This window comes from Pseudomonas sp. GM60 (assembly GCF_000282415.1).
GTDB lineage: Bacteria > Pseudomonadota > Gammaproteobacteria > Pseudomonadales > Pseudomonadaceae > Aquipseudomonas > Aquipseudomonas migulae.
The window spans coordinates 171,350-183,337 of the sequence record NZ_AKJI01000026.1 but is presented as its reverse complement, the minus strand read 5'-3'; the positions used below and the strand labels follow the sequence as shown (position 1 = coordinate 183,337).

Below are 11,988 nucleotides of genomic sequence, written 5' to 3'. Positions count from 1 at the left end.
TTCGCGCTTTTCGAAAGTGACTCGCTGTAAGAGCGAAACCAATAGTGGCCGTTACCGCAGCAACGGATATGCCCCCCAACCGATTACAACGGCTTCCCACGATTCCCATGCTGACTGACAAACGCCTGAACAGCCTTAAGATCATTCGGCAACACCGTGCAACGCTCATCCCGCTCAAACAGATCGGCAAGGTGAACAGGCAACTCCAGCGCTTTACCCACACCTGCTTTCTCAACCGCATCCGGGAATTTGACCGGGTGCGCAGTGCCAAGGATCACCATCGGAATATCCAGACTACGACGGCATTCACGCGCAGCCTTCACACCGATAGCCGTGTGCGGATCCAGCAACTCACCCGTCTGCTCGTAAACCTCAGCAATCGTTTCGCAAGTTTGCGCATCATCCACAGCCAGCGAATCGAACAGCTTGCGCGCTTCGGTCCAACGCTCCTGTTCAACGCTGAAACCGCCGCCCTGCTTGAACGAATCCATCAACCCGGCAATCGCCGCGCCGTTGCGACCGTGCAGGTCGAACAGCAGACGCTCGAAGTTCGACGACACCATGATGTCCATCGACGGCGACAGCGTGGCGTGCAGGGTTTCCTTGACGTACTGATTGCCGCTCATGAAGCGGTGCAGGATGTCGTTGCGGTTGGTGGCGACGATCAACTGATTGATCGGCAGGCCCATGTTGCGCGCCAGGTAACCGGCGAAGATGTCGCCGAAGTTGCCGGTCGGCACCGAGAACGACACCGAACGCGCCGGGCCGCCCAGCTGCAGGGCTGCGTGGAAGTAGTAGACGATCTGGGCCATGATCCGCGCCCAGTTGATCGAGTTCACCGCCACCAGACGCGTGCCCTTGAGGAAGCTTTGGTCGGCGAAGCTCGCCTTGACCATTTCCTGGCAGTCATCGAAGTTGCCTTCGATGGCGATGTTGTGGATGTTCTCGCCGAAGATGGTGGTCATCTGCCGACGCTGCACTTCCGATACACGGTTGTGCGGGTGCAGGATGAAGATGTCGACGTTTTCGCAGTGCTTGCAGCCTTCGATGGCGGCCGAACCGGTATCACCGGAAGTGGCGCCGACGATCACCACGCGCTCACCGCGTTTTTCCAGCACGTAATCAAGCAGGCGACCGAGCAGTTGCAGGGCGAAGTCCTTGAACGCCAGGGTCGGGCCGTGGAACAGCTCCAGCACCCACTCATTGCCGTTCAGTTGACGCAACGGTGCCACGGCGTTGTGCGAGAACACGCCATAGGTTTCTTCAAGAATCTTTTTGAAATCGGCATCAGGAATGCTGCCGGTGACGAACGGGCGCATCACCCGGAAGGCCAGCTCGTGATACGGCAGGCCGGCCCAGGAAGCGATTTCTTCCTGGGTGAAACGTGGCAGGTTTTCCGGGACGTACAGACCGCCGTCAGTGGCCAGACCGGCCAGCAGGACGTCTTCGAAATTCAGGGCCGGTGCCTGGCCGCGGGTGCTGATATAACGCATGACTGACTCCAATGGACAGTGTTCGCAAACCCGGGCCCGCACGCAGGCCCGGTGAACGATAACGGCTTAGTTCAGGTGCTCGACGCGGATCCGTACGACCGGACCGACCACGCCTGTCAGGGCTTCGAGGGCGGCAATCGCGTCGTTCATGTGCTGTTCCAGCACACGGTGGGTCAGCAGGATCATCGGCACCAGGCCGTCATGCTCTTCGACTTCTTTCTGCATGATCGATTCGATGTTGATGCCGCGCTCCGACAGGATGCTCGCAACCTGAGCCAGCACGCCCGGATGGTCCTTGGCCTGAATGCGCAGGTAGTAGGCGCTTTCGCAGGCTTCGATCGGCAGGATCGGATGAGCCGACAGCGAATCCGGCTGGAAGGCCAGGTGCGGCACGCGGTTTTCCGGATCCGAGGTCATGGCGCGAACCACGTCCACCAGGTCGGCGATCACCGACGAAGCAGTCGGTTCCATGCCGGCGCCGGCGCCGTAGAACAGGGTAGAACCGGCAGCGTCACCGTTGACCATCACCGCGTTCATCACGCCGTTGACGTTGGCGATCAGGCGATCGGCCGGGATCAGCGTCGGGTGCACGCGCAACTCGATGCCAGCCGCCGTGCTGCGAGCGACGCCCAGGTGCTTGATGCGATAGCCCAGCGCTTCGGCGTAGTTCACGTCAGCCGTGGTCAGCTTGGTGATGCCTTCGGTGTAGGCCTTGTCGAATTGCAGCGGAATGCCGAACGCGATGGAGGCCAGGATCGTCAGCTTGTGGGCCGCGTCGATGCCTTCAACGTCGAAGGTCGGATCGGCTTCGGCGTAACCCAGGGCCTGCGCCTCGGCGAGTACGTCTTCGAAGGTGCGACCCTTCTCGCGCATCTCGGTGAGGATGAAGTTGCCGGTGCCGTTGATGATGCCGGCGACCCAGTTGATACGGTTGGCGGACAGGCCTTCACGGATCGCCTTGATCACCGGAATGCCACCGGCCACGGCCGCTTCGAACGCAACGATCACGCCCTTCTCGCGAGCCTTGGCGAAAATTTCATTACCGTGAACGGCGATAAGCGCCTTGTTCGCGGTGACCACATGCTTGCCATTCTCGATGGCCTTGAGTACCAGCTCGCGGGCAACGGTGTAGCCGCCCATCAGCTCTATAACGATGTCGATCTCAGGGTTCGTGGCCACTTCGAAGACATCGTTGGTAATCGCAATACCGGTCGTTTGGAACTGAGGCTTTGGCGTGCGAATGGCAATTTGTGCCACTTCGATTCCACGCCCGGCACGACGAGCAATTTCCTCGGCGTTGCGCTGAAGTACGTTGAAGGTACCGCCACCGACGGTCCCTAACCCACAGATGCCTACTTTGACCGGTTTCACTGTGAACTCCCCATAAAACGGCCGACTCAAGGCCGGCCGTGAAAACAGCCGCATGCTCGCGGCTCTCTGTTAATGGCCCGGCAAATGTTGCCGCCGGACCATGATCGTCAAAGGCTGGCCGTGACGATGCGAATTTACTTCGCGCCCAGCGCCAGTTTGGCGACTTGTGGCGCAGGCTGGTAGCCCGGAATGACCTGACCGTCGGCCAAAACGATGGCCGGTGTGCCGTTCACGCCAATCGACTGACCGAGGGCGAACTGTTTGGAAACCGGGTTATCGCACTTGGCGGCCTTGATTTCCTTGCCGTCGACCATTTTGTCCATGGCCGCTTTCTTGTCTTTCGAGCACCAGACCGCTTGCAGCTGTTCGTCACCCGGCGAGCCCAGGCCCTGGCGCGGGAACGCGACGTAGCGCACTTCGATGCCGCGCTTGTTCAGCTCAGGCACTTCGGCATGCAGTTTGTGGCAGTACGGGCAGGTGGTGTCGGTAAACACGGTGATGTGCGATTTGGTTTCGCCAATGGCCGGATAAACCACGGTTTCCGCAACAGGAATGGCGTTGACCAGCTTGGAAATGCCCAGGCGTTCGGCTTTTTCGGTCAGGTTGACCGGCTTGCCGTCCTTGAGCTGAAACATGTAGCCCTGAACCACGTATTGGCCGTCGGCACTGGCATACAGCACGCGGCTGCCCTGCAGTTTGACTTCATACAGGCCCGGCAGCGGACTGGCGGAAATGCTTTCTACCGGCACTTCGAGCTGGAGGGTTTCCAGGCTTTTACGAATGGCTTTTTCGGCCGCGTCATCGGCGACGGCAAGGGTGCTGACCAACGCAATGGCTGCGGCGGCGAAAATCTGGGTCAGACGCATGAGAACTCCTGAAGGCGGACAAATGGGACGACCAGAACGCCCGTGCCGAAACACCGGGTCATAACCGCCCATCGTACAAACCGACAAAGCCTACCACATAAGGGCTGTGTGGCCGAATGTGGGGTGACAAGACAACACCGCACTCCCTGTAGGAGCGAAGCTTGCTCGCGAAGGAGGTCGGGACAACACGTTCATCCAGACAGCATGCGTTATCGTTGATGTTCTTCGCGAGCAAGCTTCGCTCCTACAGGGATCGCGCGGCAGGGATTGTGATCATCCGCGCGGGTGGTGTTTGGCGTGCAGGTCCTGCAAGCGTGCCCGGGCGACGTGGGTGTAGATCTGAGTGGTCGACAGGTCGCTATGGCCGAGCAGCATCTGCACCACTCGCAAATCCGCGCCATGGTTGAGCAGGTGCGTGGCGAAGGCATGGCGCAAAGTGTGCGGCGACAGCGATTTGCCGATCCCGGCGACCTTGGCCTGATGCTTGATCCGGTGCCAGAAGGTCTGGCGCGTCATCTGCTCGCCGCGCTGACTGGGGAACAGCACATCGCTGGGACGCCCGCCGAGCAGCTCGCCACGGGCGTCGCGCATGTAACGCTCGACCCAGACAATCGCCTCCTCGCCCATCGGCACCAGCCGCTCCTTGCTGCCCTTGCCCATCACCCGCAGCACGCCCTGGCGCAGGTTGACCTGCTCCAGCGTCAGGCTGATCAGTTCCGTCACCCGCAAACCGCAGGCGTACAGCACTTCGAGCATGGCGCGGTCACGCTGGCCAATCGCTTCACTCAGATCCGGCGCCTTCAGCAGTGCTTCCACATCGGCTTCCGACAAGGATTTTGGCAACGGCCTACCGAGTTGAGGCATATCGACGCGTAACGTCGGATCGACCGCGATCAACTTTTCCCGCAACAGATAGCGATAAAAGCCACGCACCCCCGAGAGAAATCGCGCAGTGGAACGGGGTTTGTAATTCTGCTCCAGGCGCCAGGCCAGGTGATCGAGGATCAACTCGCGACCGGCGTTGATCAACTCCAGCCCCTTCTCCTGCAGCCAGCCATTGAACAAGGCCAGGTCACTGCGATAGGCATCGCGAGTGTTGTCGGAAAGGCCTTTCTCCAGCCATAACGCGTCGAGGAATTGGTCTATCAGTGGATGATCGATGGCAGGCATGGGCACTCGAAACATGCAGTCTTGAGACTGCGCGCGAAAAAAAGGTGAACAGTAAAAACCACCGCTAGTCTTTCATAGCCCGCTACTTCAAGGAACAGGAAGACTCAATGAACGAGCAACAGATTCTGTTGGCTTTTGGCGGTATTGGTGCGGCGGCACTGGGGTGTCAGTGGCTGGCGTGGCGACTGAAATTGCCGGCGATCCTGTTTCTGTTGCTGAGCGGGATTCTGGTCGGCCCGATCCTGGGCTGGCTTGACCCACAGGAAATGTTCGGCCCTTTGCTAATGCCACTGGTGTCGCTGGCGGTGGCGCTGATTCTGTTTGAAGGCAGCCTGACGCTGCACCTCTCGGAGTGGCGCGAAATCGGCAGCGTCGTACGCCGGCTGGTGACGATTGGCGCGATCTCGACCTGGGTGGTCATTGCTGTCGCCACGCATTGGCTGTTGGGTTTCGACTGGTCGCTCGCGATACTGTTCGGCAGCCTGACCCTGGTCACCGGGCCCACGGTCATCGTACCGATGCTGCGCGTGGTACGCCCCAAAGCCTCGATTGCCAACATCCTGCGCTGGGAAGGCATCGTCATCGACCCGATCGGCGCCCTCCTCGCCGTGGTGGTCTACAGCTTCATCATCGCCCGTACGTCGGGTGACGGCTTGAGCCAAAGCCTGCTGACCTTCGGCGGAGTGATTTTGTGCGGCACCGCATTCGGGATTGCCGGCGGCTGGGTGCTCGGCACGATCATTCGGCGCCAATGGTTGCCGGAATACCTGCACAACCTGGCGGCGTTGGCGGCGGTGCTGGGGATTTTCATTACTGCCAATCAAGTCATGCACGAATCCGGTTTGTTGGCCGTGACCTTGATGGGGATCTGGCTGGCCAACATGAAGGACGTGGATGTGCGGGACATCCTGCACTTCAAGGAAAACCTCAGCGTGCTGCTGATCTCCGGGCTGTTCATTTTGCTGGCGGCGCGACTCGATTTGAACGCCTTGATCGGCCTAGGGCCGCTGGTGCTGATTCTGTTGCTGATCATTCAGTTCATTGCACGGCCATTGAACGTCATGCTTTCCACGGCAGGCTCGAGTTTGAGCTGGCGCGAGCGGGCGCTGCTGTCATGGATCGCACCTCGCGGAATCGTGGCGGCGGCGGTTTCAGCGATTTTCGCCGTTCGCCTGAATGAGGCCGGACTCGAAGGCGCGTTGCTGCTGGTGCCACTGACGTTTGCGGTGATCATCGGCACGGTGGTGTTGCAAAGTGCCACGGCCCGGCCATTGGCGCGCCTGCTGAAAGTCGCCGAACCGGCGCCCAGCGGTTTTCTGATCGTCGGCGCCAACGCCCCGGCACGCACCTTGGGCAAAGCCCTGCAACAGCTGGGCTGTCGAGTGCTGCTGACGGATTCGAGCTGGGAGAATATTCGCGCGGCGCGCATGGACGGTTTGCCGACGTACTTTGGTAACCCGGCGTCGCAGCATGCCGATGCTCATCTGGATCTGGTCGGGCTTGGGCATTTGCTGACATTGTCGCCGTCCGGCGAATTGAATGCGTTGGCGTCGATGCGTTTTCGGCACGATTTCGGCCAACAGCGACTGTTTGGCCTGGCCAGTGGTCAGGAAAGCCATCGCACTGACAAGCACCGCGCCAGCCATGAACATCGCGGGCGTTTGCTGGGCAATGAGGAACTGACCTACAACAAACTGGCTAATCTGCTGCACCAGGGGGCCGAGCTGTACAGCACAACTCTGACGGAGGGGTTCGGCTGGGAGGATTACCGGGCGCTGCACGGGGAACGCGCGACATTACTGTTCGCTCGCGATGACAGCGGCTGGGTGCATGTGGCGACGCCGGACAGTGCGCTGAAGCCTTCGGCGGGGTGGACGTTGCTGGCGTTGATTCAGCCGCAGGCCAGCGGCGCCTGATAGATCGATTCGCGGGCAAGCCTCGCTCCTACAAGGACTATTTGATACCCGTAGGAGCGAGGCTTGCCCGCGAAGGCCGCACCTCGGTCAGGCGGCAAACCCAGGCAACACCGGCACCGGCCGCTTGTCTTCATCAATCGCCACAAAACTGAACTGCCCATGAATCGCCTTCTCGCGACCATCACAGCTCATGCTTTCAACAAACACTTCAACCTCAACCTTGAGGCTGGTGTTGCCGACCTTGATCACCCGCCCGACCAGTTCAACGATGGAGCCGGCAGGGATTGCGTGATTGAAGTCGATGCGGTCCGTGGAAACGGTCACCAACGGTAGCCGGCAAAAGCGGGTGGCGGTGATGAATGACACTTCATCCATCCAGGCCAGCGCAGTGCCGCCGAACAGGGTGTTGTGGTGGTTGGTAGTCGACGGGAAAACCGCCTTGGTCACGCGGCTCACCGAGAGTTCGGTGCGGCGTTCGATTTCTTGCTCACGAGCGGTCATGGGTCTACAGCCTGAAACGAAATTCCGGAATAAATGGCGGGCAACAAAAAAGCAGCCCGTAGGCTGCTTTTTTCTGCATCGGAAGCTGGACTTAAGCCAGTTTTTCCTTGATGCGAGCTGCTTTACCGGACAGGTCACGCAGGTAGTACAGCTTGGCTTTACGTACGTCACCGCGACGTTTAACGGCCATGCTGTCGATTTGCGGGCTGTAGGTCTGGAAAGTACGCTCTACGCCAACACCGTTGGAGATTTTACGAACGGTGAAAGCACTGTTTACGCCGCGGTTACGCTTGGCGATAACAACACCTTCGAACGCTTGCAGACGCGAACGGTCGCCTTCCTTCACTTTCACCTGAACGACAATGGTGTCGCCCGGGGCAAAGGTAGGGATCTCTTTGGTCATCTGCTCTGCTTCGAGTGCAAGGATGATTTTGTTAGTCATGCTGTGCTCCTAAGGTAAATCAACGGACTTACCATCGATACGTTGTTAACTATCGTCCCGCTCGCGGATGTATTCCTCGAGCAGCTTCTTCTCTTCTCCAGAAAGCGAGCGGCTTTCCAGAAGATCGGCGCGTCGTTCAAAGGTCCTACCAAGGGACTGCTGTAAACGCCAACGCCGGATGTGCGCGTGATTGCCACTTAGCAATACGTCGGGAACACGCTGATCCGCATACACCTCCGGTCGGGTGTAGTGCGGGCAATCCAGCAAACCATCCGTAAAGGAATCTTCCTCGGCGGAGTCCGCATGCCCTAAAGCTCCAGGCAGCAGTCGTGTAACCGCATCGATCAGGACCATCGCCGGCAGCTCGCCGCCAGACAGTACATAGTCGCCAATCGACCACTCTTCATCGACATGAGCATCAATAAAACGCTCGTCAATGCCTTCATAGCGGCCGGCAATCAGGATCAATGCATCCAGATTCGCCAACTCGCGTACCGCCGACTGAGTCAGTTGACGGCCTTGGGGGGACAGGTAAATCACCTTCGCCGCCTCCCCGGCTGCTGCCTTGGCCTGAACCAGAGCATCTTCAAGGGGCTTGATCTTCATCACCATGCCCGGGCCACCGCCAAATGGGCGATCGTCCACAGTGTGATGTCGATCCGTCGTGTAGTCTCGCGGATTCCAACAGGTGAGCTGCAAGAGCCCCTGTTTCACCGCCCGACTGGTGATGCCGTACTCGCTGATGGCGGAGAACATCTCGGGAAACAAACTGATCACTTCTACGCGCAAGTTAGCCACGCTTAGAAGTCCGCGTCCCAATCCACCTTCATCTCGCCTGCGGCAAGGTCGACAGCCAACACGCATTGCTCCGTATAGGGCAACAGGCGTTCGCGATCATCCAGGCTGCCAGCGCAAGGCTTGACCACCATTACATCATTGGCGCCGGTTTCCAGAAGATGATCGATTTTCCCGAGCAATTGCCCAAGGTGATCAATAACCTTCAGACCTTCCAGCTGGTACCAGTAGTACTCGCCGTCGGTCAATTCAGGGAACAGGTTGCGCGGCACGCAGATCTCATAACCGGCCAGAAGACGCGCTTCTTCACGATCATCAAGACCCTTGAGCTTTGCGACCAGGAACTTGTCGCTCCCGCGTCCGCTGACCAGCTCGACCTGTTTCACATTGCCTTCGCGCTTGAGCGTCCAGGTTTTGTACTGCAACAGGTTTTCAGTCGGATCAGTAAAGGAATACACCTTCACTTCGCCGCGAACGCCATGAACAGAATAAATCTTGCCGATAACGATCAAATCATCAGCAATGGCTGGCGTCGCGTTCATATTGCTCAGGCCGCAGCCTTAGCAGCGTCCTTCAACAACTGAGCAACACGCTCAGAAGGTTGTGCACCAACGCTCAGCCAGTAGGCTACGCGCTCTTGGTTCACGGACAGACGGACTTCTTGACCACGAGCAACAGGGTTGAAGAAACCAACCTGTTCCTTGTGCGAACCGTCGCGCGGGTTGCGGCTGTCGGTTACGGTCAAGTGGTAAAACGGGCGCTTTTTGGAGCCGCCAAGGGCAAGACGGATTGTTAGCATGTGAACATCGTTCCTGTAGTCGGTGCTGCAAATCTAAAGGCACAGCGGGCATAGGTGCCCGAAAGGCCGCATATTCTAAGGAATATCCGGACTTTTGCAAATGTCTTTTTCCGGCGGCCTATCGGACGCCATCCAGATTTGCTATAGAGCCGTCGTTGAAAACGGCCAGTCAGCTCCCGCCAAGTGCGGGTTTGCTGGAGATCCCACTTCCGTGTGGGCTGCGCAAGAGCAAGCCCCTGCGCGAATTCTTTACATTTTCGGCATGCCGCCGCCGGGCAACATACCGCCCATGCCGCGCATCATTTTGGCCATTCCGCCTTTCGCGGAGAATTTCTTCATCATCTTCTGCATCTGCTTGTGCTGCTTGATCAAGCGACCGATGTCCTGCACCTGGGTGCCGGAACCCATGGCGATCCGGCGCTTGCGCGAACCGCTGATCAGCTCAGGGTCGCGGCGCTCGGCCGGGGTCATGGAATTGATGATGGCTTCCATCTGCTTGAATTGTTTCTCTGCCGCGCCCTGGGCATTGCCCATTTGCGCCAGGTTCACACCGCCGATGTTCGGCAGTTTGTCCATGAGGCCACCGAGGCCGCCCATGTTCTTCATCTGTTGCAGCTGATCGCGGAAGTCTTCGAGGTCGAAGCCCTTGCCCTTCTTCAGCTTCTTGGCCAGCTTGTCGGCCTTGTCCTTGTCGAGCGTCGCTTCGGCCTGTTCGATCAGGCTGAGCACGTCGCCCATGCCGAGGATCCGCGAAGCGATACGCTCCGGATGGAACGGCTCAAGGGCTTCGGTCTTCTCGCCCATACCGATGAACTTGATCGGCTTGCCGGTGATGGCACGAACGGACAGTGCGGCACCGCCACGGGCGTCACCGTCAACCTTGGTCAGGATCACACCGGTCAGCGGCAGCGCATCGCCGAAGGCCTTGGCCGTGTTGGCGGCATCCTGGCCGGTCATGGCGTCGACCACGAACAGCGTTTCGACCGGGTTGATCGCGGCGTGCAACGCCTTGATCTCGCCCATCATCTCTTCGTCGATGTGCAGACGACCGGCGGTATCGACGATGACCACATCAATAAACTTAAGCTTTGCTTCTTTTATAGCCGCTTGCGCGATGTCGACCGGCTTCTGGCTCAGGTCGGACGGGAAGAACATCACGCCGATGTCGTTGGCCAGGGTTTCCAGCTGCTTGATCGCCGCAGGACGGTAAACGTCCGCGGACACGACCATTACCGACTTCTTCTTGCGCTCTTTAAGGAAGCGCGCAAGTTTACCGGCTGTGGTGGTTTTACCGGCGCCCTGCAAACCGGCCATCAATACGACGGCAGGCGGAACGGCGCTCAGGTTCAGGTCTTCGTTGGCCGCGCCCATCAGGCTTTCGAGTTCGGCCTGGACGATCTTCACGAAGGCCTGGCCCGGCGTCAGGCTACGCGACACCTCGGTGCCGACGGCGCGTTCCTTGACCGAATTGACGAAATCCTTCACCACCGGCAAGGCGACGTCGGCTTCGAGCAACGCCATGCGCACTTCGCGCAGGGTGTCTTTGATGTTGTCCTCGGTCAGCTTGGCCTTGCCGGTGACATGGCGCAGCGTCTGCGAGAGACGGTCGGTTAAGTTTTCAAACATTGCGCGATCCTTTCAGGCCCTGTGTAGACCGGGATAATGGCGGCCCAGACCGGAATCAACATGTGCTCGGCGAGCCTGCGGCGTGGGCAGGTCGCGGATTATAGCGAAGACTGCGACTGGCGGACACCTCGCACTTTCGTGGTGTGTGGGTTCTATGCCAAACTCAGCGCCTTTCGGGCTTGCCTAACAGGATTTATGCTCCCCTTGTCACCCAGTTTGCTAACCACCCTCGCCGCCGCCTGCTTATATGCCGCTGCGACCATTTATCAGGGCTCTCGCCTGGCCACCGGCGCCAAGGCGAACAAACGCCTGCTGGTCACGCTCGGCGTGCTCGCCGTGCTGGCTCACAGCGCCAGCCTGTTCACCCATCTGCTGACACCGATTGGCCTGGGCCTGGACTTTTTCAGCGCCGCCAGCCTGATCGCCGCGGCAGTCATTGCCCTGACGCTGCTGGCCTGCTCGCGGATCCCGGTGGAAAACCTGCTGATATTGTTGTTGCCGCTGGGCGCCGCCACCGTGCTGCTGGCACAGTTCGCCCCGGCAGGCACGGTGCAGATCATCGACGAAGAGCCGGGCATCCTCGCGCATATCCTGCTGTCGATCCTGGCTTACGGCATGTTCACCATCGCAGTGTTCCAGGCCTTGCTGCTGCTGGTTCAGGACCATCAGCTCAAGCACAAGCACCCGTCCGGACTGATCAAGAACTTCCCGCCGCTGCAAACCATGGAAAGCCTGCTGTTCAGTTTCCTGTGGGCCGGCTGGACCTTGCTGTCGTTGTCGCTGATCTCTGGCTGGCTGTTCGTCGACAATCTGTTCGCCCAGCACCTGGTGCACAAAACCTTGCTGGCATGCCTGGCCTGGATCGTCTTCAGCGTGCTGCTCTGGGGCCGCAACCGCCTCGGCTGGCGCGGACACAAGGCCATTCGCTGGACCCTCGCCGGTTTCTGCCTGTTGATGCTCGCGTATTTCGGCAGCAAGCTGGTCCGTGAATACATCCTGCACATCTGAC

The 11,988-nt window shown here is 59.3% G+C and carries 12 protein-coding genes; 2 read left to right on the top strand and 10 right to left on the bottom strand.

From position 1 onward, the window contains the following. Window positions 1-83: 83 nt before the first annotated feature. The 4 genes from thrC to xerD form a co-directional block, all read right to left on the bottom strand. Entirely contained in the window at window positions 84-1,493 is a 1,410-nt protein-coding gene (thrC, locus tag PMI32_RS24165) for a threonine synthase (RefSeq protein ID WP_008025609.1), read from the bottom strand. 66 nt (window positions 1,494-1,559) lie between these two features. Then, window positions 1,560-2,864, bottom strand: a complete 1,305-nt coding sequence (locus PMI32_RS24170; RefSeq protein WP_032828598.1) for a homoserine dehydrogenase — start codon at window positions 2,862-2,864, stop codon at window positions 1,560-1,562. Between the two features lie 134 nt (window positions 2,865-2,998). Next, on the bottom strand, window positions 2,999-3,730 hold the full coding sequence (gene dsbC / locus PMI32_RS24175; RefSeq protein WP_008025606.1) for a bifunctional protein-disulfide isomerase/oxidoreductase DsbC: 732 nt from the start codon (window positions 3,728-3,730) through the stop codon (window positions 2,999-3,001). A 273-nt stretch (window positions 3,731-4,003) separates the two neighbouring features. Then, window positions 4,004-4,900: a site-specific tyrosine recombinase XerD gene (gene xerD / locus PMI32_RS24180; protein WP_008025604.1), complete on the bottom strand. Its 897-nt coding sequence runs from the start codon at window positions 4,898-4,900 to the stop codon at window positions 4,004-4,006. Between the two features lie 107 nt (window positions 4,901-5,007). On the opposite strand from xerD, the gene PMI32_RS24185 reads away from it, so the two are divergent. Further along, a complete protein-coding gene (locus PMI32_RS24185) occupies window positions 5,008-6,816 on the top strand; it encodes a cation:proton antiporter (protein ID WP_008025602.1) in 1,809 nt (602 codons plus the stop codon). Between the two features lie 87 nt (window positions 6,817-6,903). Here PMI32_RS24185 and PMI32_RS24190 read toward each other — a convergent pair whose 3' ends face one another. From PMI32_RS24190 to ffh, 6 genes are all read right to left on the bottom strand, one after another. Then, window positions 6,904-7,317 (bottom strand): acyl-CoA thioesterase, encoded by a 414-nt coding sequence (locus tag PMI32_RS24190; RefSeq protein ID WP_008025600.1) that lies wholly within the window; start codon window positions 7,315-7,317, stop codon window positions 6,904-6,906. 91 nt (window positions 7,318-7,408) lie between these two features. Further along, window positions 7,409-7,759 carry a 50S ribosomal protein L19 gene (gene rplS / locus PMI32_RS24195; protein WP_003175895.1) on the bottom strand — a complete coding sequence of 117 codons (351 nt, stop codon included), beginning with the start codon at window positions 7,757-7,759 and terminating at the stop codon, window positions 7,409-7,411. Between the two features lie 45 nt (window positions 7,760-7,804). Beyond that, window positions 7,805-8,557 (bottom strand): tRNA (guanosine(37)-N1)-methyltransferase TrmD, encoded by a 753-nt coding sequence (gene trmD / locus PMI32_RS24200; RefSeq protein WP_007897583.1) that lies wholly within the window; start codon window positions 8,555-8,557, stop codon window positions 7,805-7,807. 2 nt (window positions 8,558-8,559) lie between these two features. Continuing rightward, the gene (rimM, locus tag PMI32_RS24205) at window positions 8,560-9,096 is read right to left on the bottom strand and encodes a ribosome maturation factor RimM (protein WP_008025598.1); all 537 of its coding nucleotides are present in this window, start codon (window positions 9,094-9,096) and stop codon (window positions 8,560-8,562) included. A gap of 5 nt (window positions 9,097-9,101) precedes the next feature. Continuing rightward, the gene (rpsP, locus tag PMI32_RS24210) at window positions 9,102-9,353 is read right to left on the bottom strand and encodes a 30S ribosomal protein S16 (protein WP_007944872.1); all 252 of its coding nucleotides are present in this window, start codon (window positions 9,351-9,353) and stop codon (window positions 9,102-9,104) included. A gap of 249 nt (window positions 9,354-9,602) precedes the next feature. Further along, entirely contained in the window at window positions 9,603-10,979 is a 1,377-nt protein-coding gene (gene ffh / locus PMI32_RS24215; RefSeq protein WP_008025596.1) for a signal recognition particle protein, read from the bottom strand. Window positions 10,980-11,174: 195 nt separating this feature from the next. On the opposite strand from ffh, the gene PMI32_RS24220 reads away from it, so the two are divergent. Further along, window positions 11,175-11,987: a cytochrome C assembly family protein gene (locus PMI32_RS24220; protein WP_032828592.1), complete on the top strand. Its 813-nt coding sequence runs from the start codon at window positions 11,175-11,177 to the stop codon at window positions 11,985-11,987. The last annotated feature ends 1 nt before the right edge of the window (window position 11,988 follow it).

What these genes read in the sequence shown, in the direction of transcription:
- thrC (WP_008025609.1), bottom strand. Translation starts at nt 1,493, where the DNA reads ATGCGTTATATCAGCACCCGCGGCCAGGCACCGGCCCTGAATTTCGAA.
- dsbC (WP_008025606.1), bottom strand. Translation starts at nt 3,730, where the DNA reads ATGCGTCTGACCCAGATTTTCGCCGCCGCAGCCATTGCGTTGGTCAGC.
- xerD (WP_008025604.1), bottom strand. Translation starts at nt 4,900, where the DNA reads ATGCCTGCCATCGATCATCCACTGATAGACCAATTCCTCGACGCGTTA.
- PMI32_RS24185 (WP_008025602.1), top strand. Translation starts at nt 5,008, where the DNA reads ATGAACGAGCAACAGATTCTGTTGGCTTTTGGCGGTATTGGTGCGGCG.
- PMI32_RS24190 (WP_008025600.1), bottom strand. Translation starts at nt 7,317, where the DNA reads ATGACCGCTCGTGAGCAAGAAATCGAACGCCGCACCGAACTCTCGGTG.
- rplS (WP_003175895.1), bottom strand. Translation starts at nt 7,759, where the DNA reads ATGACTAACAAAATCATCCTTGCACTCGAAGCAGAGCAGATGACCAAA.
- rimM (WP_008025598.1), bottom strand. Translation starts at nt 9,096, where the DNA reads ATGAACGCGACGCCAGCCATTGCTGATGATTTGATCGTTATCGGCAAG.
- rpsP (WP_007944872.1), bottom strand. Translation starts at nt 9,353, where the DNA reads ATGCTAACAATCCGTCTTGCCCTTGGCGGCTCCAAAAAGCGCCCGTTT.
- ffh (WP_008025596.1), bottom strand. Translation starts at nt 10,979, where the DNA reads ATGTTTGAAAACTTAACCGACCGTCTCTCGCAGACGCTGCGCCATGTC.
- PMI32_RS24220 (WP_032828592.1), top strand. Translation starts at nt 11,175, where the DNA reads ATGCTCCCCTTGTCACCCAGTTTGCTAACCACCCTCGCCGCCGCCTGC.